Here is a 23,794-nt window from a genome sequence, read left to right on the forward strand (position 1 = left end):
GAGATGAACGCACGCAACACGACCTACGCCCTCCTCTGCGGCACGGCGCTGGCCCTGCTGGCGGCCTCCTGCGACAAGGGCACGGAAATCCGCGAAATCTGGGAAGACCGTTACACGGACCAGAAAACCGACACGGTCGCCGTGATCGACAACTATTACCTGGACGGACACGTCGTCCTCACGGCCGATGCGCTGGGCGACGGCCGTCCCTTCGGCCCCGTCACGCTCTTCCTCGACGGCGACGACCTCTTCGTGGCCAATGCAGGCGGCGGAAGCGTGGAGCTGTTCGACGCCCGCACGCTGGAGCACAAGCGCAGCTACGGAAACGAACGCACCCAGGCACGCGACGTCTGCGCCGAAGGCGACCACCTGTTCGTGGCCGGAGGCGTCAACCGCGAGGTGCAGCTGTTCGACCGGCACACCGGCGACTACCTGACCCGGCTGGGAACCGGCAGCCTGGGCGGCAACGTCTCCTGGGCCGGCAACGTGGCGGCATCCCGGCGGTTCGTATTCGTCCGGGATTCGAAGGAGCGCAACGTGCGGGTCTTCGACCGCGAAACGCTCTCGACCGCGGCCGCCGCCAACAACACGGTCTTCGCCCGCCTCTCCACCGACGACTACTTCCTCGGCCACGGGGAGCAGCCCCAGACCGACCCCTACGACATGGCCGTCATCGGCGACTCGCTCTACGCCTTCCTCTACCAGCCCGACCCGGCCCTGATCTACGCCTGGTCGCTCGCCGACATCGGTTCGCTGAAAGACGCGGCGCCCTGCACCCGCACGACGCTTCCCTCCGGCCGGAAAATCTACTCCGTAGCCGGAAACGGGGAGAAAGTCTGGGTGGCCATGTACCGGGACGGGCAGCCGGTCCTCGGGGAATTCACCCCGGAGGACTTCCGCAGACGCAATTTCGAACGCCCCCTGCGCTCCTTCACGGACGATTCACGCCTCCGGTTTCCCGACCGGCCGATGATCGCCTTCCACGACGAACGCCTGCTCTTCCCGAACGGCGACCGCCTGGAGCAATGGAGCATCCGCAACACCCCCTCCTACGTCCTCCGCCCCCTCGCGGAGTGACCCGCCCCCTTCAGAAATCCCTTCCCGATAAAAAAGAGGGTGCTGAAATGCACCCTCTTTTTCATATATCCGGTCCGACAGCCATATGGTCGCCGGGCCATCCGTCCGACGTTTCCTCCGCCGAAATGACAGGAAAGGAACCGCAGCCTATTTCATGAAGGCCACTACCACCATAATCTCCCCGACTGACCGGTTGACGATCCGGTAACGTGTGCATCCGGCCGGCACGACCACCGTCTCGGCATAGTGCACCGCACGGCGCTCTCCGGATTCGGACTCGATTTCGGCCCGGACACCGTCCACCAGATTCAGCACATGACACTTGCCCCCGGTCTCGACCGTCACGCTGCCCTTAACGTGATAGCGCCACACATCGTACGAATGGTTCGGATGGGTGGGAAGATGATAAAGGCTCCACTCCGCCGTCTGCTCGAGCAAACGGGGCCTGGCCACCAGTTCCCGCGCCACCTTCTCCCCCTTCCGGTCGAAACAGAGGTTCTCCATTCCCCGTGCGACGTTCAGCGGACGGGGCATTCCGTCCAGATCGCGGGCCAGCCAGTCGTACATCTTGAAAGTGAATATATAGGGCGTGGTACTGATCTCCAGCACGAGATTGTTGCGTCCGGAACTGTGGAGCGTTCCCGGCGGAATCAGATAGAGGCCGTGCTTGCGCGAAGGCAGCGAATTGACGTACCGGCCGACCTCCAGCGGCGTATTGTCCCGCTGACTGGTAAGCAGCGCCTGCCGGAAATCTTCCGGAACGATATCCTCCCGGAAACCGAGGTAGACCACCGCATCCTCCTTACAGTCGAGAATATAGTAGGTCTCCTCCTGCGTCAGCACCTCGCCGAAATGTTTTCGGGCATATTCCCTCTGCGGATGGCATTGCAGGGAGAGGTTCCCCCCGTCGAAATTATCGAGAAAATCCATCCGGATGGGAAACTCGTCCCCGCAGGCAGCATAACACGCCTCCCCCACGACCTCTTTTCCGGCCTGATACATCAGCATGTCGAACGACACTTCCATCATCCGTCCCGAACTTTCGAAAACGAGCCCGTTCTCCGGAACGATCAGTTCGAACGACCAGGCATAGTTGGGAGCATCCTGCGGAAGATCCGGTATATGCTCCTTGATCCACTGTCCGCCCCACGCGCCGGGCTCGAACCAGGGCCTGACCCGAAACGGATTCCGCCCCAGATGCGCGAGTCCCCTGCGGAGCGTCTCTCCATCGGTCCAGACCGGCATTTCGGGACGCTGTCCGTCCACGATATAATCCATCCGGGGCAGCAGCGCCTTTTTCCTGTGGTTGAGCACGACCCAATCGACGAAATAGAAGCGCTTGTACATCTTTTTAGGGCTCTCCGGCGCCTTGAAGCCGAGATTCGTGACCGAACCGGCACGGGCTCGGAACTGCAATTCGTTTTTCGGCAAATCGACATAGACCGTCGTTCCCTCCCATCCGGCGCAGGAGGCACCGCAGCCGTAGAGGATATTGACTTCGGCCGACTCGTCGGGACGGATGCGGGCAAGCAGACCGGGATCGAAGAAATCCTCCAGCCCGAGCGTAGTCCGGGTACCGAACAGCGGATCGTCTCCTCCGATGAACGGAGCGGTCATCCGCTCGATCTCCTCCTGCGGTCTGAGCGCCGTGGAGACATCCCACCAGACGGCCCGGACCCCCAACTTCCCGAGTTCCCGGTTCAGCCCCGCGCAGAAAGGCCTGAAAAGAGCCTGCGAGTACCCGTCGATGATGATTCTCTTCCGGTCCGCGACGGCACGGGCCAGCGACTCGTATCCCGCAAAGATTTTTCCCTCGCCGAGCGAATGTACCGGATAAATATCGTACTGCTCCGCATCCGACCGCTCCCGGTCCAACGGCAAAATGCGTTGGGTGGTTTTCCTGTAATCTTCCATGAATAATTATAATAGTCTATCGGTTTTCAACATTCGGAACAGATTCCGGTCAAAGGAACAGCGACGCTGCTCCGACGAGCGTCGCACGGTCCGGCGATGCCGAGGGCGACACACGGGCACGGCAACCGCGTTCGGCAAGGACCCTGCACATGGCAGGGGCGAAACGGTCGAACGCCCGGGAGATGTTCCCGCCCAACACGACAGCCTCGGCCGGAAATCCTTCGCACAGCGAGGCCGTAAAGGCTCCCAGCCGCTCCCCGTAATCGGAGAAAACGGCCGCCGCCTCCGGCACCCGGTCCGCCTCCCCGGCGATCTCGCGGACCCCGGTCGCCTCCCGGCCCGTCAACTCCCGATACCGGCGGAGAAACCACCGGGTCGTGAAGGCGTCGTCCGCGATCGCACCCTCGTACGGCAGGCAGTACACCCACCCTTCGGGAGGGACCCCCTCGCCGTGCGTCACGAGCCGCCCGTCCAGCAGGAATCCGGAACCGAGCCCCGTCCCCAGCGTGAGCGCCAGCCCCCGCCTCACTCCTTTCAACGCTCCGCCCAGGCTCTCCCCGAGGGCGAACGCACTGGCATCATTGACGTACCGGATCCGGCAGGAATCGGCACCGGAAATGCGGACCACCAGCGAAAGGGTGAGATTGAGCCCGAAAATCCGGTCGTATTTCTCCACCCCGCAGATCGTGCTGCTCCCCTCTCCGTAATCGAACGGACCGGGAATGGCAATTCCGATCCCTTCGACCGACCCGGCGACCATCCGGAACGCCGACCCGATGGTCTCGGCCCAGACTTCGAGAATCTCCGAAGCCCCGGCCCGGGTATCCAGGGCGGAAACGGCTACCGAATCCGGCACCACCTCGCCCGAGAGAAGCTCCACGGCAGCCGCCGTCAGATGGCTTCCGCCTATATCCACGCCAATGGCATAACGTTTCATCGGACACATATATTAACAATCATCAATATGTATGAACATAAATTCATGGCAAAGATATACAATAAATCGAAATAACACAGTTTTTTGCATGAAATTTATGTTACTTGTCAAAAAAACCATACTTTTGCGAAGAGACAAATCCTTGTAATCATGAAAGTCAGCTTAGATCACCATAGTTCGGTTCCTCTGCACATACAAGCGGAAGAGTTGTTGCGTTCCATGATTTCACAGCCCGAATACCGCAACGGGAAGTTGCTGCCCAACGAAGTGGAACTCTCCCAACAGTTGCGCATATCGCGCAACACGCTGCGGCAGGCGATCAATCGGCTGGTTTTCGAAGGGCTGCTGATCCGTAAAAAGGGATACGGTACCCATGTAGCGCCGATGAACGTGCTGAGCAATGCACGCAACTGGCTAAGTTTCTCCCAGGAGATGAAGGCACAGGGGATCACGGTACGGAACTTCGAACTGCACGTAAGCTGGAAACAAGCCTCCAACCCGGAAGTAAACGGCTTCTTTAACGTCGCGCCGGACGAACGCCTGCTCTGTCTGGAGCGGCTCAGGGGAAAACCCGACCTGCCGTTCGTCTACTTCATCTCCTATTTCAATCCCGCGATCGGCATGACCGGGGACGAAGATTTCAGCGCACCGCTGTACGACGTCCTCGAACAGCAATATAAAGTAATCGTAAGGACCTCCAAAGAGGCCATCAGCGCCAAAGGAGCCAGCGCATTCACCGCCGAGAAACTGAACATCGAGGAAGGCGATCCCGTCCTGGTCCGCAAACGTTACGTGTACGACATCAACGACCGCCCCATAGAATACAATGTCGGATACTACCGGGCCGACAGCTTCACCTATACGATCGAGTTCAAGAGAGAATAATCCCTTTCACGACCGCCTTCCACCCCCGGAAACGGCTCCACCCCCTAACACCCCGGCCGCGTTTTTTTGCAGCCGGGGTGTTCTATTCACGGCACGGCCGTCCTCCTCGGCACAAACACGACAGGCCCAAATCCGCCCTACTTCCTCAACACCTATTTGTTCACATAAAAAAAACAATTATTTAATTAAAATTTAAAGACCGGGACTATACAAATAAAATACTGATTTCAAGCAAAATAAAATACAGATAAATTCCCATCCCCCCTCCTTCTACCCGATTTTTCTCCTCCCTGCCCGTAAAATCGCTTGTTTTATAAAATTAATTTATATATTTGCACAAGAACAATATATGTTCATACAAATAGAATTTATGAAGAGACCGCTACATTTCGCATGGTGCCTGACGGCACTCGCCGGACTTTCCGGAATCTCCTGCCAGCGGGGAACCGAAAAGGCGGAGACACAAAAGGATTTCACGCAGTACGTCGATCCGTGGATCGGTACGGCCCATTGCAGGTGGTTCCACTTCACACCGGGGGCCCGTCCCTTCGGGATGGCCAAACCCGCGCCCTCCACCAGCGGACACCTCGGCAACCGCAGCGGCTGGGAAGCCGTAGGCTATGATTACAGAGACACATCCATTGAAGGATTCCCCAATTTCCACGAATTCCAGGTCGGCGGCGTGGTGCTGATGCCCACCAACGGCACGCTGAAGACCGTACCGGGCGAAGCCGCCGATCCCGACGGAGGCTACCGCTCGAGGTTCAGCCGCGAAAACGAGACCGCACGCTGCGGATACTACTCCGTCCTGCTCTCCGACTACGGCATCCGCGTCGAACTTACCGCCACGGACCGGGTAGCATTCCACCGCTACACCTATCCCGCCTCGGACCGGTCGCGCATTCTTTTCGACATCGGCAACCGGCAGGGAGAGAGCGGAGCCGTGAAAGACGCCGCCGTCTGCCTCACGCCGGAGGGACGCGTGGAGGGTTTCGTGGAGACCGAACCCGAATACGTCAAGACCTACCAACGGGGAGGTTCCGTCAAAATGTACTTTTCCGCGGTACTCGACAAAAAGCCCTCTGGCTGGGGGACCTTCCGAGGAACATCCATCCAAGCCGGAGCCGCCCAATGCAAAGGTCCCGGAGCAGGTCTGTGGATAGAATTTCCGACTCAGGAAGGAGAACAGGTAAACGTACGTATCGGACTCTCTTACACTTCGATAGAAAATGCCCGGAATAACTTTCAGGCAGAAGCCGAAAATTTAGATTTCGACCGGGCCGCCCAAACAGCCCACGACACCTGGAACGATTGTCTGGGACGAATTGATGTGGAAGGGAAAAACCATGACGACCTTGTCAAATTCTACACGGGCCTGTATCATGCCACCCTCGGACGCGGTCTGTGCAGCGACGTGAACGGTGCCTATCCCCGCAACGACGGATCGGTCGGACAGATCGAACTTCGGGACGGACGTCCCCTCCACGCCCACTACAACACCGATGCGATGTGGGGCGGCTTCTGGAACCTGTCTCAACTCTGGACGCTGGCCTACCCCGAATACCTGTCCGATTTCATCAAAAGCCAGCTGCTCGTCTACCGAGATGCCGGATGGCTCGGCGACGGAATTGCCTGCAGCCGTTTCGTATCGGGCGTTGGCACGAACTATATCGGACTGCTCATCGCAGCGGCCTACAACTGCGGAATCCGCGACTTCGACGTGGACCTGGGCTATGAAGCAGCCCGTAAAAACGAACTGGAATGGAAAGACCGGCCTGCCGGAGCGGGAAAGGCCGACATCCGCGCATTCATCGAACGGGGTTATATCCCTTATCCCGGCGACACAGCCCACTGGACGACCCACTTCACCGCTTCCCATACCCTCGAGTACTCGTTCAGCGCCTATGCCGTAGCCCAAATGGCCCGCGATCTCGGCCATGAAGAGGATTATGAAAAATTAATGTGGCTTTCTCATGGCTGGGAACGCCTTTACGACAGTTTGTCCGGACTGATCGTTCCCCGTGGGTTGGACGGCCAATTCATAGCCAATTTCAATCCCACACAATCATCCCGAGGCTTTCAGGAGGGAAATGCCTATCAATACACCTTTTATGTTCCTCATGATGCTCCCAAACTGATTGAAAAAATGGACGTACATGAATTCGAACGGCGGCTGGACAGCATCTTCACCCTTTCTCGCCGTTCGGTCTTCGGCGGAGGGAAAAAGATCGACGCTTTCGCCGGTCTGGAAGCGCCCTACAACCACGGCAACCAACCCTGCCTGCATATTCCGTGGCTGTTCAACTACACCACCAAACCCTGGCTGACCCAGAAATGGGTGCGCACCATCCTCGACGAGTTCTACGGCACGGAAGGCATTCACGGCTACGGCTACGGACAGGACGAAGACCAGGGACAGCTCGGAGCCTGGTACGTCATATCGGCCATGGGTCTGTTCGACGTCAAGGGTCTCAGCGGCCCGGATCCGACACTGGGCATCGGAAGCCCGCTTTTTGACCGCATCCGCATCCGGCTCGACCCACGGTACTACCCGGGCCAAACGCTCGAAATCCACACGGTGAACGGCAGCCGGGAAAACCGCTATGTCCAGCGAGCCTCATTCGAAAGACGCCCCCTGCCGACCCCGTTCATACCCTTCTCCGACCTGACGGCCGGCGGCACCCTCCTGCTGGAAATGGGCCCGGAACCTCCGGAAGCATAAGCTATCGACCAATCTACTAAATAACCTTGTCAAATGTATGATTCTATGGACAAACTGAAAAATCCGGCACCCGGAAAGGAACGTCGCACCCCGAGGACGGGCGGACGCTCGTTCCTATTGCTCCTGCTGCTGATGCTGACGGCAGGAATCCCCGAAGGATTTTCCCAGAACGACAGCCCCGTCTCCGGACAGGTCAAAGACACCGAAGGGACGCCGCTCGTCGGTGCCACGGTTCTGGTAAAGGGGACTTCCCGCGGCGTCATCACCGACACGCAGGGGAACTACACGATCGGAGCCTCTGTCGGAAAGGACACGCTCGTATTCTCCTACGTGGGCTATGTCACGAAAGAGATAGCTATCGGAAACCAGACCCGACTGAACGTCACGCTCGCCCCCGAAGCATTGGGCATCGAAGAAATGGTGGTGATCGGATACGGGACCCAAACCAAAAAGTCGGTTACCGGAGCGGTCGTCGAAGTGAAACCGTCGAAAAACCAATACGCCTCGCTCGGCACCAACGCAGCTCTGCTCCAGGGACTGGCCCCGGGTATCTCGGTGGTAAACAACGGCGGCGACCCCTCGTCCGATCCGTTCGTCCGTATCCGGGGAATCGGATCGGTCAACTCCGAAGGCCCGCTTTGGGTCGTGGACGGAGTGATTTACAACGGAGCCTACGTCAACAACAACGACATCGAGTCGATCTCCGTGCTAAAAGACGCCTCGGCTTCGATCTACGGTGCAAGAGCCTCGGGCGGCGTGATTCTGGTCACCACAAAAAAAGGCTCGCGCGATAAACTCACCGTCGATGTGGATGCCAAGTTCGGTCTCAGTGTACACGGCGACCTCTATCAACCACTCAATGCCCAGGAATTTCTCGAAATGACCCGCCGGGCTTACACCGGCGACGGACTGTCCATTCCGAGCGCCTTCGATCCCGCCGACGAAAATTTTTACTGGGACGGACAGATCACCCGCACCAACTGGGTGGAGGAGCTGTTCCGGGTCGGCAAAACCCAGGAATACAACCTGAGCATCCGCACCGGAGGTGAAAAACATCGGGTTTACATCGGCGGACAATATCGCCGCGATGACGGCATCATGCTCAACTCCTATTCCGAGGCATACAGTTTCCGGGGTAATTCCGACTTCGACATCACTCCCTGGCTGAAAATCGGGGAGACATTCTCGATCGCCTACACCTCCAAACTCGGAGCCCCGGTCAACGGCTTGGGCGGAGTCATCCAACAGGCTCTCTGTTATCCTTCCAGTGCCAGCGTTTACAATGCCGACGGCAGTTACGGAGGGGTATCTCCCGAAGAATACGCCGGATATTTCGGAGACCTCCAGAATCCCGTGGCCACCCTCAAACGCCGTGACAGCAACAACCGCTATATCCGTACTATGGTCAACCCCTACGTGGAAGTCAAGCTCTTCACGCCCGGACTCAAATTCAAATCCAACTTCAGCTACGAATACCTCCAGAACCACAACCGCAGTTTCACATTCAAGGCACTCGAACCGGGCAAGAAGGTATTCGACAACAAGCTTTCCGACGGATTCGGCAAGGCGATCCGTCTGGTCGCCGAACAGCTGCTCACCTACGACCGTACGTTCGGCGACCACAGTCTCTCCCTGCTGTTGGGATACACCTACCAGTCCGACCAGAACTACACCCTGTCGGCCTCGGCAACCACCTTCCTCTCCGAAGAGGAGTATTACCGGATGTTCATCAACTCCACCATGAACGAGTTCACCCGTCCGAACAACTCTTTCTCCGAAGAACGGATGCTATCCTATGTGGGACGGGCCAGTTACAACTACAAATCGAAATACCTCTTTTCTGCCACGCTCCGCCGGGACGGGTCGTCCAAACTGGTAGGCGACAACCGCTGGGTCTATTATCCGTCGTTTTCCGGAGGCTGGGTCCTCACCGAGGAGAAGTTCATGAAGAACGTAAAACCGATCGACTACGCCAAAATCCGTGTCAGCTGGGGGCAGTTGGGCAACCTGTCGGGATTGGGCCGCTACGGATTCAACGAGACCCTCTCCCAGTCAGTATCCATCATCGGCGAGAACCACGACCAACTGTACGGCTACATCTTCAACCGTCCGTCGAACCCGAACCTGAGATGGGAACGTTCGGAACAGTTCAACGTGGGGCTCGACATGACGATGTTCGGTAACAAATTCACCGTCACCGCCGACTACTTCAAGAAAGTCAATCGGGACATGATCACCACCCAGACCATCAATCCCATGACAGGATACGCTGCCGGCCCGCAGATCAACTTCGGCCAGGTCACCAACCGGGGATTCGAACTGGCACTCGGATACACCGACCGGATCGGCGAAGTCAGCTACGACATCCAGGGCACTTTCTCAACCCTGAAAAACAATTTCGACAAATATCTGGAAGGGCTGACCTACATACAGAGCAGCGCGGGAGGCTCCCGCTACATGCGCCCCGTCTGGTCGAAAGTGGGCTACCCGCTCTACTCCTACTGGGGATACCAGACCGACGGACTGTTCCAAAGCGTGGAAGAGGTGGCAGAACACACCAACTCACAGGGCATCGTTCTCCAGCCCAATGCCCGTCCGGGCGACATCCGCTACATCGACCAGAACGACGACGGCAAACTCGACACCGACGACCGGGTCTACCTGGGCAATCCCTATCCCAAATACGAATTCGGTCTGAACGTCACCCTGCGCTGGCGAAATTTCGACTTCAACATGTTCTGGCAGGGCAATGCCGGCCTGAAACTCTACAATGCCGCCAAGGAACTCACCATGCAGTCGTCCATGACCGGCGCCAACACCTCCAAACTGGCACTTCAGGCATGGAATCCGGAAGACCCGGAAGGTAGCCGGGGCGCAACCGTACCCCGGTTGAGCACCCGCGACGACAACGGCAACTTCTCGAATCCGTCCGATTTTTTCGTAGAAAGCGGCAATTTTCTGAAACTCCGCAATCTCGCCATCGGCTACAACCTTCCCTCCAAATGGCTCAACAAACTCTCCATCCAAAACGTACGGGTCATGTTCTCCTGCCAGAACCTGCTGACCATCACCAACTATTCGGGCATCGACCCGGAAGTGGGCCTCAGCAACCAGGGAATCGACGCCGGGGTTTACCCGATTGCCCGCACATTCACCCTCGGACTCAACCTGACCTTTTAATCATGCATGCGTATGAAAAAGATAATGCTCATAGGAATCGCCGCCGTACTAATGGCCTCGTGCAGCGAATCGATACTCGACCTTAAACCTTACGGAGCGCCGGGCGAAGGGACGTTTCCCGAAACAGAATCGGACATAGAACTGGCTGTCAACGGACTCTACTACGGACTCTGGGACGATGCGGCCTACACGCGCGGTCCGATGTACTGGATCAACGCCTCGGACGACATGATCACCGGACGCATCAACGCCGAAGTCGACACCTACCGCAACTTCGCCATTACCGCCAGCGGCAGTGCCGGCATCGCAGGCCGTCTCTGGAACGCCCTTACCCCGATCATGGGTCGTTCGAACGCCGTAATCAAAATGGAAGACAAAATCCAGATGGCGGATCAGAAGAAGAAGGACTTCCTCTTCGGACAAGCCTATTTCCTCAACGCGCTGGTCCATTTCGACCTGGCCAAACGCTTCGGGAACATGGTGGAAGGGAAAGGCTTCCCGATTCCCAACCGACAGGACCAACTGGACATGGAGTACGACCGGCCGGCCAACGTGAACGTCAACATGGACTACATTATCGCTGACTGTATGGCCGCCGCAGAACGCCTGCCTTACCAGGCCGAACTCGACCCCAAGGACTACGGACGTCCCACCAAGACGGCCGCCTGGGCCTGGGCATCGAAAGTGGCCCTTCAGAAAGGGTGGAACTGCATGAAAGTCCAAGACGAGGCAGGCGCACAGGCTGCATTCCTGCAGGCGGAGAATTTCGCCACCCAGGTAATCGAAGCCACCTACAACGGAGTCAAATGCCACGATCTGATGCCTACCTACAAAGAGGTGTTCCTAATCGAAAACAACTTCGGCAAGGAATATATCTTCTCCTCGCAGGGAGGAACATTCTATGCCGGAAGCCGTCCCAACATGCTTCCGGGCATGATGCTCGAAAACAAGGGATGGGGCAAGTACAACGGTTTCGGGTATTTCGTCCCCACCAAAAGCCTCTATGACGAATTCGAAGCGGGCGACCAGCGGCGGGCGGTCACGATTCTCGCCCCCGGCGACAAGTTCACCTATTTCGGCCAGGAGTGCGTCTACGGGCAGGGTGATTATGCGACATCATCGCCGACAAAAATGCAATTCAACAAATACATGCACCCCTTCTCAATCGGGAGTTCCGAAGCCAACCCCAACGGAGATTCGCCTTCGACCAACCTGAACGTACCGATCATCCGTTACGCAGAAGTATTGCTGATCCGGGCCGAAGCAAGGATCATGCAGGGTAAGTCCGGCAAGGAAGACCTCGACAAAATCCGCCGGAGGGCGGGTCTGCCCGTCAAAGGTTCATACACACTGGACGACCTCAAACACGAACGCCGCTGCGAACTGGCCGGCGAATACGCCGACCGTCATTCCGACCTCATCCGCTGGGGCGACGCCAAAGCCACCTATGCCCGACCGGCGTACGGATTCGACGGAACCCAGGTATGGGCCGGACGCAACTTCCGAGATGACCGCGACGATGTCTATCCGATTCCGGAAAACATTCTTCTCCTGATGGACAACCGTTGGGAGAACAATCCCAACTATTAAACGAACGACACGTATGAAAACCCATCTATTGAACCGCATCGTCCCGTTGGTCTGCATCGCCGCTCTTTGCGGATGTGCGGACGACGACTTCAAAATCGATAACGAACGCAGTTTCGTCACCCCGCCCCATGCCGAGACGGAGTCCATAGAGGTGGCCCCGTCGCTGACCTCAGCCACCCTGCGGATCAAAATATCGGGCGTGGGACTCAGAAGCGCCGGTGTCATCTACGAAGAAGACAATTACAAACCTACCAAAGAGACGGGTACCGTCGTGGAGTGCGAAGAACTGGTCTCCGGGGAGCAGGAAGTCACCGTAACGGGACTCGATCCTTCCAAAAACTACTATCTGAGGGCTTTCGCCACCAATGACCGTGGCACTCACTATGCCAACGTCATCTCAACCCTCGCCTCGATCGAGGAGGTGGAACTGGGCGGAATCACCTACCCCACGGTCTTCTATGGCAACCGTCTGATCATGGCGGAGAATGTCCGGGGTATCCCGACCGGCACCTACAACCCCTCTTCACCCTCGATCGTCTCTCAATACTGCTACTCGGGCGAGGAATCCTCCTACGGATGCCTGATGAGCTGGGGGGCGGCGAATATGGTATGTGAAAGCTTCGGCAACGGATGGCACCTGCCTTCCGTCGAAGAATGGGCCCAGATACTGACCGAGATAGAAGAGGAAGCCGGAAGCATCGCCAGCCATATCGCCGTCATCAACAGTTCCACGGGCAAAGGAACCGTAAACGGGGGTCTGGCCGGACTCTGGTGCAAAAGTACGTCGGGCTGGGGAGCGGCCGAGAAAAACGGCAATAACAATTCGGGTATGACCATCGAGCCGGCAGGTTATTGCAGCGGACTTGCCCCCACTTCGGGCATCAACCACAAGGGACTGCGCACGCTGCTCTGGTCGTCGAGCACGCTCTCCACGGGCGAAGGTCGTGTGGTGATCTTCCATGCCGACAACACCACCGTAAGCTATGATGCCAACAACCCTAACAACTACGGATTCTCCGTACGGTGTGTCAAATAGTCAAACAGGGATAACGATGAAAAGAACATTCTATCGCATGATCTGCATGGGACTGGCCCTCGCGGCGGCCGCCTGCTCGGACGACAAGACATCCGATGTCGACCAGACCCAACTGCCGCAAATCCAGATACTCTCGGCCCCTAAGGTATCCGCGGATGGGACGGCCATCATAGAAGCCGTCCTCACCAGCAACGGAGGTGATGACGCCGTGGATTGCAGTCTCTGTTACAGTTCCGTCAATTCTTTGCCGAACCTGTCGGACCAGGTGGTAAAAATCTCCGGTCCCCGCGAAGGCACCCCTTTTCGCGTCGAACTGGAGGGACTGGATCTGCTCTCGAACTATTATGTCCGTATCTATTCGCACAACCGTGCCGGCGGCATCTACTCTGAAACGGCCATTCTGCAGGCCGCCCGGGGAGTACCCTCCGCTACTACGGGAACGGCCTCCGGAATCGGGTCCAACACAGTGACGCTGGCAGGCTCGCTGGACGACGATCTGGACGATCCGGCGACCGCACGCGGCATTCTGATCGGAGAAGCGCTTCCCGTCGATCCGGCGACCTGGACCAAATATCCGGCCGAAGGTACCGGCACAGGCTCCTTCACCGTATCGGTCGAAGGACTCAAACCGCAGACCAATTACTATTACGCCGCATACGGCGAAAACGACAAAGGCATCGGTTACGGCGAACCCGGCTCGTTCCTGACCCTGGCCGGGCCTCCCTCGATCGAGACGCTCTCCGCATCGAATATCACGGCCCGCATGGCGGACCTGACAGTCACCGCTTTCTCCGACGGAGGCGAAGCCCCTACCGTACGCGGCTTCTGCTACGGCACCTCGCCCGACCCCGTCAAGGAAGAGGGCAACCACACGGAACTCGACCCGGCTTCACCCGGTTTCACGGGCACCCTGACCTTCCCCAGCGGAAATGTCACCTATTACGTACGGGCATACGCGGAAAACAGCAAAGGAATCGGCTACAGCCCCTCGATCACCGTCAAAACCTCGAACGACGGTGTAATCCTCACGGAAACCGTCTCGGCGGGCGGAAAACAGTACGGGCTGGTACGGTGGGCCGGTTACGACATCATGACTTCCAACCTCGCTCTCTGGGACGACAACCAACTCGCTGCCGGAGGCAGCTATTCCGACGAAAACCAGTCGCTCTACTGCTACGACGGAGCGAAAACCTCCTTTGGATGCTTCTACCGCTATCAACAGGCCGTGAACGCCTGTGCCGAAGTGGCCCGCCAGACACACGATGCGTGGCGACTTCCCACGATGGTCGAATGGGGCAATATTCTCAATGCACTGGAGACAGCTTTCCGGGGCGATCCCGAAGGGAATTACAACGGGGGGCTGAATGTCTTCGACCACAATCAGCCCGATTTCGCAAGCGGTGCCAACAGCGGCAAATGGAACGGCCACAAGGCCGGTACCTACTCAGTAGCCCAGCGCACCGGCTCACCCAGCGGATCCGGTCTGGACATCACGGTCGTCGGTTTCATGAACCGGGGCAAAGCATCCGCAGGCGACATCCAGTCTCCCGGCCCTACCACAACCCCACCCTCCTCCCGCACGACAGCCCGCGCCATGTACTGGAGTTCGTCGGCATTCAGCGCTTCGGAAAGCTGGTCCCGGGAATTCCGCCTCTATTACGAGACCGACGGAAGCCTGACCAGCGAGAACAGGGTCAACCCCATCAAATTCTCCAACGAATACGGTTTCTTCGCCCGTTGCATCCGCAGCGCCCGTTAACCGTCTGCATACCGATGAAAACCATGTTCCATATCCTCATTACGCTCCTGCTGACGGTCCCGGCACTGACAGCAGGAGCAACCTCCCCGAAACGCAACATCGACTACGTGGATCCCCTGATGGGGATGCACGAGAGCCGCTGGATGCTCTTTCCTGGCCCGACTATGCCTTTCGGCATGGTCAAGCTGAGTCCCGACAACCAGACCGACACCGTCTGGAAGGCCGGATACGAATACACGGTTGACAACATCGCGGGATTCAACCACATCCACGACTGGACGATGGCAGGGCTCCTCACCATGCCGGTCACAGGCAGGCTCCACACCCGGCCCGGCTCGGAAGACTACGTGAGCGAACCGGGATTCCACTCGAAAATCGACCACAGCAAGGAGAAGGCATCAGTGGGATACTACTCCGTCCTGCTGGAAGACTATGGTATCCGGGCAGAGTTGACTGCCACCACCCGTACCGGATTTCACAGGTACACCTTCCCCGCTTCCGATTCCGCACGGATCATGCTTGCCACCCATTTCTTCGCCGAATATCCGTTCGACGTGGACTGGGCCTCGTTCCGCCGGGTCAGCGACCACGAAGTGGTGGGATTTTCCAAACAGAAGACTTTCGACAACTACTCTCAGCTCAACAATGAATACACAGTCTACTTCGTAGTGCAGGTCGATAAAAAATTCGACTCCATGGGCACCTGGGAAGGCGACGACATCCGTTGGAACGAAGAGCAGGTTTACGGCCGCGGCGAGGTAGGCGCCTTCCTCAATTTCAGGACCCGACCGGGCGAAGTGATCCAGATGAAAACCGGCATCTCCTTCGTCAGTATCGAACAGGCCAGGGAGAATCTCCGCATCGAGAGCGAACCTTTCGGGTGGGATTTCGATGCCGTGGTGGAAAACTGCCGTTCGGCCTGGGAAAAGATACTGGGCACGATCGGCGTCGAGGGCTCCGAAACGGACAAAAAGAAATTCTACACCAACTTCTACCGCGCCTACGCCGGCCGCTCCATATTCAGCGACGCGAACGGCAAATACACGGACATGTGCGAACAGGTGGCCCAACTCCCCGCCGGCGACGTAATCTATTCCAGCGACGCCTTCTGGAACACTTTCTGGAACCTGAACCAGCTCTGGTCGCTGGCCACGCCGGAGGTAACGAACTCATGGGTACGTTCCCTGCTCGAATTCAAAAGACGGGGCGGATGGCTGCCCAACGGTCCGACCGGGCTGGAGTACTGCGACATCATGGTGGCCCACCACGAAATCGCACTGATCAACAGCGCCTATCAGAAAGGCATACGCAACTTCGACGCCGAAGAGGCCTTTCGGGCCATCCGCGACCAGCAGACAATCCCTCCCGCAGCCCATCCCTGCGGCGGTGTGGTCGGCAATCGCCAGATCGTACCCTACATGAAACTGGGCTACGTTCCCTTCGGACCGGATTCCCACTACAAATTCATGGGCACCTTCCGGGAAGGACCCGCCTCCAACACGCTCGACTACGCTTTCGACGACTGGAACGTAGCCATGATGGCCGCAGCGCTCGGCAAGAAAGAGGATTACGATATCTTTCTCCGCCGGGCCTTCAACTACCGCAACATTTTCGACTCCGCAAGCCGCTACATGGCACCGCGCCTGGCCGACGGCACGTTCGTCGATTTCGGCAGACTGGCCGGAGACCCCGCGTGGGCGACCCATTCCAACTCATGGATGGGCACCGGATTCATCGAAGGGAATGCGTGGCAATACACCTGGTACGTTCCCCACGACGTGAACGCCCTGGTCCGGATGCTCGGCCGGGAGGAGTTCGTCCGCCGGCTGGACGAAGGTTTCCGCAAATCGGAAAAATACGGATTCAACGCCCCCGGCGACATGTTCAAAGACTACCCCATCAACCACGGCAACCAACCCAATATGCAGGCCGCCTATCTGTTCAACTATGCGGGCAGGCCCTACCTGACCCAGAAATGGGCCCGGGCCATCATGCGCGACTACTACGGCTCGACCCCCATGCACGGTTGGCTCGGAGACGAAGACCAGGGGCAGATGGGTGCATGGTACGTGATGAGCGCCATGGGACTCTTCCAGATGGACGGGGGAGGATCCACCGAACCCGTCTACGAAATCGGCTCGCCGGTTTTCCGGAAAGTCGTGATCCGGCTCGATCCGGCCTACTACGGCGGAGGAGAGTTCGTGATCGAGGCGAAGAACGCAAGCGAAAAGAACATCTATATCCAATCGGCCACCCTCAACGGCCGGCCGTTACACAAACCGTGGTTCTACCACAGGGAACTCACAGAGGGGGGAAAGCTGACCCTGGTGATGGGCGACAAGCCCAATCTCCGCTGGGGTTCGGGCCCCGATGCGGCCCCGCCGTCGATGAGCACCACATTACGCCAAACCGATTTTCATTCACCCTCCAAACATAACGACCGATGAAATACCGTCACTGCATACTGTTTCTGCTGTGCGCCCTTACACTTTCGGGTACGGCCCGGACCCGGCCCGAAGTGAATCTCCATGCCCATTCCCACAACGACTACCTGCGGGCCCTGCCATTCTATCAGGCATACGGACAGCGCTTCGCCTCGATCGAAGCCGACGTAATGCTGGTAGGCGATCGCTTGCTGGTCGCCCACGACAGACAAGGTCTCGACTCCCTGCGTACGTTCGAGAGACTGTACGCCCGTCCCATAGCCGAACAGATGGAACTCAACGGCGGCACGCCCTACCCCGGAGGAGGACGCCTGCAACTGCTGATCGACTTGAAAACTCCGGCCGCCACGACCCTTCCGGCCCTGCTGAAGGTTCTTGAGCCGCTGCGCCACTGTTTCGATCCGTCCGTCAACCCCTCGGCCGTAAAGGTCATTGTCAGCGGCTCCATGCCTTCGCCCGACCAGTTCTCCCGTTACGACCGGATGATCTTTTTCGACGGTCTCCCCTCGGTGGACTACACGCCGGAACAACGTGCACGGCTCGGAATGGTAAGTGCCCCCTTCACCCGCTTCTCCACCTGGAACGGACTGGGACGAATGACCCACAAGGAGTACGATGCCGTGAAAACCTGGGTCAATTCGATACATGCCACGGGGTTGCCCGTCCGTTTCTGGGCCGCTCCCGACACCAAGACTGCATGGCAGGCCTTTCTCGGCATGGGAATCGACTTCGTCAACACCGACCGGCCCGAAGCGCTGGCAACCTTTCTGAATGAATACGACCGTTCCCGCTTCGACAGGGCGATTCCGTACACCCCCTATCAACCCACCTATGCCTCCGACGGCAGCAAAAAACGTCCCAGAAACATCATCCTGCTCATTGGCGACGGCATGGGACTGGCCTCCATGTGGGCCGGCCACACCCTCAACGGCGGAACCAGCAACATCTCCCGCATGCGACAGATCGGTCTCTGCAATACCGTCTCACTGGACAACTACCACACCGACTCCGCCGCCGCGGCCACGGCACTCGCCTCGGGCGAAAAGACCAACAACCGCAGCATCGGAGTGGATGCCGGAGACAGAAACCTTGCGAATCTTCCGGAACGACTCTCTCCCCAGGGAATCGCCTGCGGCGTGGTGACTACCGATCTGATCACCGGAGCGACCCCCTCAGGATTCTACGCCCACCGGGGTGACCGGGGTGAAGCGGATTCGATCGTATCCGACCTGAAAGGTTCCCCGCTGCGTTTTCTGGTAGGTGGTGCCGACCGCTCGCGGCCCGAAATCAAACCGCGCTGGGAAAAGATCGCCGGAGAGGCCGGCTACCAGATAGCCGACGGAGTGCAGGCGCTGAAAACGGCCCCTCGGGAGACGCAAGTGCTCTGCTTCGCCGACAACTACCATAACGACACGATCAGTATGCTGGAAGAGGCGTTCCCCGTGGCGCTGGAACGTCTGGCAAATTCCGGACGAGGGTTCTTCCTCATGGCCGAAGGTGCGAAGATCGACTCCTACGCCCACGCGAACGACCTCTCCGGAATGTATGCCGAACTCCGTTCGTTCGATCGAACAGTAGGCCAGGCTCTCGCATGGGCCGACCGGGACGGAGAAACCCTCGTCATCGTGATCGCGGACCACGAAACGGGCGGTATCGCCCTGCTCGACGGCAGCTACCGCACCCCGTCCGAACTGTTGGTACATTTCGGCACAACCGACCATACGGGAATTCCCGTTCCGGTCTATGCTTACGGACCCTCCTCCACCCTATTCGGCGGCTTCACCGACAATACCCAAGTCTCCCGGACAATCCTCGAACTGATGCAGAAAAAATGAGACGTACCGGCGTCATAGCACTTCTTGCAGCGGCAACGCTCGCCCTCTCCTGCGGAGAGAGGAGCTACCGGATCGCTGTCACGATCGACAGTTCCCTTCCGGGCGACACCGTGACGCTGAGCGGATTCGACGGACGGACATTCATCCCGGTCGATTCGCTCCGTATACCGGCGGAAGTCCCTCGGGTAATTTTCTCCGCCGACAGCCTGTTGCCCGCAGGACTCTACGTAGTCTCTCTCAACCGGGAAGATCTCTTCGAGATCATCGTATCCGGCCCCGCGGGCCAACGTTTCTCCGCCCGGATAAACCCCGAAAACGGAGACGGAGTCCGGTTCGAAGGATCGGCCGAGAATTCACAAAACGCCGAATTCCAACGACGGATCGCCGCAATCCGTGACCGCCTCCCGGCAGACGGACCCTCTCCGGAAACGGATGCCGCCCTGACCGAACTTCAGCAAAATACGGCAGCAGAAACCCGGGGAAGCCTTCTCTCCTCCATGATTCGGGCACAGATGCCGGTTCCCGTCCCCCTTTACCTGACAGGGAAAGAAGAACGGGAACGTTATCGACGCGAACACATGTGGGACCGGTTCGATTTCTCGGACGAACGGCTGATCCGTACCCCGCTGCTCTACGGTCAACTGCGCCGATTCGTGCAATCCTTTCCGGAAAGGGACGAGGAGGCACGTACCCGTGCGGTCTGTGCCCTGCTGGAACGGACGACGACCGACGGCGTGTCCGGGGCGATGCAGCGTTACATCCCGGCCACACTCTTCTCCCTGTACGACGACCGGGAATCGCCCCTCGCATCCGATTCGATGGTGCTGCTGACGGGAACCTACCTGCTTGCCAACAGACTCCACGACGGACTGGCCGACAGTCTGCGGATCTGTTTTGCCATGGAGAATGCCCGCAAAAACCGGATAGGCCATACGGCCGCTGATTTCACCCTGACCGACGCACAGAACCGCCCCGTATCTCTGCACCGGATCGAAGCCCGGTATACGCTGCTCTACTTCTTCGACCCGGACTGTTCCGTCTGCCAACAGGTGACCGAAGCCGTCGAATTCCTGAAACGGAAATACGGTCCCGCAGGCTTGCAGGTGGTATCCGTCTATACGGAATCCGAAACGGACAAATGGCGCACCTACCTGTCCTCGGGCCGGCTCAGAAACTGCATCAACCTGCATGCCCCATCCGGAGGAAACGATATCCGGGAACGTTACGACCTGTTCGGTATGCCGATCCTCTATCTGCTCGACGAACGCAAACGGGTCGTACTGAAAAACATCCCGCCTACCGACCCGGTAACTCCCGTATTCTACCACATGAACCGAATCAATGAAGAAAAGAAATCCCATTAAATTCCATTGCGTATGAAACGCCTTCTATTCCTGCTTTTCCCGGTACTGGCACTCTGTACGACGCCCGCCCGGGCCCAGTGGAGTCCCCTCGGCTACGACGCCTCGAAAGTGCACTCCCACAATGACTACTCTTCCGCAGCCCCGTTCACCGCAGCCTATGATGCCCGGTGCGGTTCGATCGAGGCGGACATCGTCCTCTCCGGGAACGAGCTCTACGTCACCCACAACACCGGCGACATCAATGCCTCCCGGACCCTCCGGAAACTTTACCTGGAACCGATCATAGAGCGCTACCGGGCCAACGGCGACCGCCCCTACCCGGACCGGGATTACTCTTTCTGCCTGGTGCTCGACATCAAACAGGGAGGTGCCGATGCTGTGGCCAAAGTGTTCGAACAGATCGGTTCCGACCTGGACGTATTCGACACCTCGACCAATCCCCTTGCCGTGAAGATCATCTTTTCGGGCAGCCGGCCTGCAGCTTCGACATGGGCGGACTACCCCGCCTATGTCTGGTTCGATCACACCTCGCCCGACCTCTCTTCCCTGAACGCCGCCCAGCGCAGCCACTTGGGCATGATCAGCCTCCAGTACGGCAACTACCTGACCGTCACAGACCTCAACGAACTGACCGTCATGGAGTACGCCACCCTCAAAAGCCTCGTCACCCGTGCCGACGGCATTCCGGTCCGTCTCTGGGAAGCGCCCGACAACGAACGGGCCTGGTACGTCCTGGCCAACAGCGGCATGGGCTATGTCAACACGGACCAGCCGGCCTCGTGCGCCGATTATTTCGAAAACTACCGCCGTTCCCGCTATCCGGCTCTGGCCCTCGACCGGGAATACGCTCCGGGAGCCGCCGACGTGCCCCTGGTTCTGACCCGTCCTTATGACGCCCCCGTCTACGAGGCTTTCCGCATCGACGGCACCCCCGAGACCTCCGGTTCGCTCCGCCCCTCGACCCTTTCCCCAGGACGCCACAGCGTGGAATACCGCATACGCAGCGCATCCGTACTGACCGTAGTCGAAACCTCCGTACAAATCCGATAACCAACATGAAAAAGACTCTTTTCCATACCGGCATCACCCTTCTCGCAGCCCTGTTGCTGGCCGGCTGCAATGACGATCCCGATTACGGAGCAGAAAGGCGGGCCCGCCACGACCTGTTCCTGAACAACGACGCGCCCATGCTCATCACGGGCGAAGGCGTGACCGACCTCTCCTCACCGGGAGCCAAAAAGGTCTCGACCGTAACGCAGACAGGTTCCGGCAAAGCGACCGTCACCCTTTTCATCGGCACCGAAGATTACGAATATGCCGCCCTGACCACCCCAGAGATGAACACCTCGGAAATCGACGCCTATTTCACCCCAGGGAAAAAAACCTCGGTCGCGCTCGAATATCAGAGCCGCCGTTATCCGCTCGGTTTCCGCCACGAACTGGACATCGAGATCGAACAGGTCAAACCTCTCCCCGAACAGGACGGCATACGCGGCAAACGGGTCTGGATATCGCTGCTCGAACCCAATTCCTGCAAAACGATCTTCCTGATCGCCGAGGTATTCTATCAATAACGGCGGAATGAAAACCATCTCCCTCTGCACGATAGCCCTGTCTCTCTGTCTGACCGCTGCACGGGCTGAAGTGCGGATGCCCGCCATCTTCGGCGACGGCATGGTACTCCAGCGGGAAGACAGTGCGGCCCTCTGGGGCCGGGCCGAACCCGGAAAGAGCGTGACCGTCTTCACCTCATGGAACGGGAAACGCTACCGCACCCGGACCGGCTCCGACGGCAGATGGCGCCTCCGGGTCGAAACCGGACCGGCCGGCTGCGGCCACACCGTCACCGTCACCGAAGGAAACACGCTGCGTTTCGACGACGTGGCCCTGGGCGAGGTGTGGCTCTGCTCCGGACAATCCAACATGGAGATGCCGGTGAAAGGTTTCGTCGGTCAACCGGTAGAAGGGGCAGCGGAGGCCATCTCCACAAGCACCGACCCCGGCCTGCGGCTCTTCTCCGTCGCCCAGCACTGCAGCCCCTCGCCCTGCGAAGGTCTCGACGGCCGCTGGAGCGAAGCATCCCCCGCCTCCGTGGCGGAATTCAGTGCGACGGCCTATTTCTTCGGCCGTATGCTCCGCCGGGCGCTGGGCGTTCCCGTCGGCCTCGTCAAATCCTCGTGGAACGGCACCTCCATCGAACGCTGGATGAGCCGTGAAAGCCTCGAAACGGCCTTCGCGGGAGAGGTTCCCCTCCCCGACACCACACAGGCCGAACTCTTCCGCCACGCGGCCAACACGGGACTCTACAACGGCATGATCGCCCCGCTGGCCGGCTACGGCATACGAGGCGTGATCTGGTACCAGGGCGAAAGCAACCGGCACGATCCCACGCTCTACGGCCGGCTCTTTCCGGTGCTGGTCGAGACGTGGCGCCGGGCGTGGGACATCGGACCGTTTCCGTTCTATTACGTCCAGATCGCCCCTTACGAATACCGTGATCCGGGCCACAACTCGGCCCTCTTCCGGGAAGTCCAGACACTCCTGCAGGAACGGGTTCCCGGCACGGCCATGGTAGCCCTGACCGATCTGGGAGAGGCCGAATGCATCCACCCCTCCCGCAAACGGGAGGTCGGCGAACGGTTGGCCCGCCTCGCCCTGACCCGCGACTACGGACAGCAGGGTTACGAATCCGAAGCGCCGCTCTGCCGGAGCCTGGAGATTCGCGGCGACCGGGTCGAACTGCACTTTTCCCATGCCCCGCTGGGGCTCTGTGCGCAGGGCCCGCTCGAAGGACTCTTCGAAGTGGCGGGTGCCGACCGTGTCTTCCACCCCGCCCATGCCCGGATCAGCGGAAACAAGGTGATCGTCCGCTCCGACCGCGTCGAACACCCGGAAGCCGTGCGCTACTGTTTCCGGGATTTTTGCACGGGCACGCTGTACAACACGTTCGGCCACCCCGTTCCCTCGTTCCGCACGGACGACTGGCCGCTGCTGCCCCCACCTCCCGGCCCGGAACGGAAATGACCCCACGGGACGACCGCACCGGCCTGC

At 58.9% G+C, this 23,794-nt stretch carries 15 protein-coding genes; 13 read left to right on the plus strand and 2 right to left on the minus strand.

Features of this window, described 5'->3' with window-relative positions; genetic code table 11:
• Positions 1-3 precede the first annotated feature (3 nt).
• Positions 4-1,077, plus strand: coding sequence for a YncE family protein (locus tag INF32_RS08810; protein ID WP_226387967.1), 1,074 nt, complete (start codon positions 4-6; stop codon positions 1,075-1,077).
• Between the two features lie 147 nt (positions 1,078-1,224).
• Here the strand turns inward: INF32_RS08810 and INF32_RS08815 are convergent, their stop codons facing one another.
• Together INF32_RS08815 and INF32_RS08820 are read right to left on the minus strand one after the other, a co-directional pair.
• On the minus strand, positions 1,225-2,991 hold the full coding sequence (locus INF32_RS08815; RefSeq protein ID WP_226387968.1) for a class I mannose-6-phosphate isomerase: 1,767 nt from the start codon (positions 2,989-2,991) through the stop codon (positions 1,225-1,227).
• Between the two features lie 49 nt (positions 2,992-3,040).
• Positions 3,041-3,928, minus strand: a complete 888-nt coding sequence (locus INF32_RS08820; protein ID WP_226387969.1) for an ROK family protein — start codon at positions 3,926-3,928, stop codon at positions 3,041-3,043.
• A 150-nt stretch (positions 3,929-4,078) separates the two neighbouring features.
• Here INF32_RS08820 and INF32_RS08825 point away from each other — a divergent pair, with 150 nt between their 5' ends.
• From INF32_RS08825 to INF32_RS08880, 12 genes are all read left to right on the plus strand, one after another.
• A complete protein-coding gene (locus INF32_RS08825; protein WP_226387970.1) occupies positions 4,079-4,813 on the plus strand; it encodes a GntR family transcriptional regulator in 735 nt (244 codons plus the stop codon).
• 370 nt (positions 4,814-5,183) lie between these two features.
• Positions 5,184-7,535, plus strand: a complete 2,352-nt coding sequence (locus tag INF32_RS08830; protein ID WP_226387971.1) for a GH92 family glycosyl hydrolase — start codon at positions 5,184-5,186, stop codon at positions 7,533-7,535.
• Positions 7,536-7,580: 45 nt separating this feature from the next.
• Positions 7,581-10,715: a SusC/RagA family TonB-linked outer membrane protein gene (locus INF32_RS08835; protein ID WP_226387972.1), complete on the plus strand. Its 3,135-nt coding sequence runs from the start codon at positions 7,581-7,583 to the stop codon at positions 10,713-10,715.
• A gap of 12 nt (positions 10,716-10,727) precedes the next feature.
• Positions 10,728-12,305, plus strand: a complete 1,578-nt coding sequence (locus INF32_RS08840) for a RagB/SusD family nutrient uptake outer membrane protein (protein WP_226387973.1) — start codon at positions 10,728-10,730, stop codon at positions 12,303-12,305.
• Positions 12,306-12,318: 13 nt separating this feature from the next.
• Positions 12,319-13,341 (plus strand): FISUMP domain-containing protein, encoded by a 1,023-nt coding sequence (locus INF32_RS08845; protein WP_226387974.1) that lies wholly within the window; start codon positions 12,319-12,321, stop codon positions 13,339-13,341.
• 16 nt (positions 13,342-13,357) lie between these two features.
• Positions 13,358-15,100: a hypothetical protein gene (locus INF32_RS08850; RefSeq protein ID WP_226387975.1), complete on the plus strand. Its 1,743-nt coding sequence runs from the start codon at positions 13,358-13,360 to the stop codon at positions 15,098-15,100.
• A gap of 14 nt (positions 15,101-15,114) precedes the next feature.
• On the plus strand, positions 15,115-17,547 hold the full coding sequence (locus tag INF32_RS08855; RefSeq protein WP_226387976.1) for a GH92 family glycosyl hydrolase: 2,433 nt from the start codon (positions 15,115-15,117) through the stop codon (positions 17,545-17,547).
• On the plus strand, positions 17,544-19,379 hold the full coding sequence (locus INF32_RS08860; RefSeq protein ID WP_226387977.1) for an alkaline phosphatase: 1,836 nt from the start codon (positions 17,544-17,546) through the stop codon (positions 19,377-19,379). The genes INF32_RS08855 and INF32_RS08860 overlap by 4 nt, the downstream gene beginning before the upstream one ends.
• Positions 19,376-20,743 (plus strand): DUF5106 domain-containing protein, encoded by a 1,368-nt coding sequence (locus tag INF32_RS08865; RefSeq protein WP_226387978.1) that lies wholly within the window; start codon positions 19,376-19,378, stop codon positions 20,741-20,743. Before INF32_RS08860 ends, INF32_RS08865 begins: the two co-directional genes overlap by 4 nt.
• A 12-nt stretch (positions 20,744-20,755) precedes the next feature.
• On the plus strand, positions 20,756-21,793 hold the full coding sequence (locus INF32_RS08870) for a PI-PLC domain-containing protein (RefSeq protein ID WP_226387979.1): 1,038 nt from the start codon (positions 20,756-20,758) through the stop codon (positions 21,791-21,793).
• Positions 21,794-21,798: 5 nt separating this feature from the next.
• Positions 21,799-22,317: a hypothetical protein gene (locus INF32_RS08875; protein ID WP_226387980.1), complete on the plus strand. Its 519-nt coding sequence runs from the start codon at positions 21,799-21,801 to the stop codon at positions 22,315-22,317.
• A gap of 7 nt (positions 22,318-22,324) precedes the next feature.
• Positions 22,325-23,767 carry a sialate O-acetylesterase gene (locus INF32_RS08880; protein ID WP_226387981.1) on the plus strand — a complete coding sequence of 481 codons (1,443 nt, stop codon included), beginning with the start codon at positions 22,325-22,327 and terminating at the stop codon, positions 23,765-23,767.
• Positions 23,768-23,794: the final 27 nt, after the last annotated feature.

This window comes from Gallalistipes aquisgranensis (assembly GCF_014982715.1).
Lineage (GTDB): Bacteria > Bacteroidota > Bacteroidia > Bacteroidales > Rikenellaceae > Gallalistipes > Gallalistipes aquisgranensis.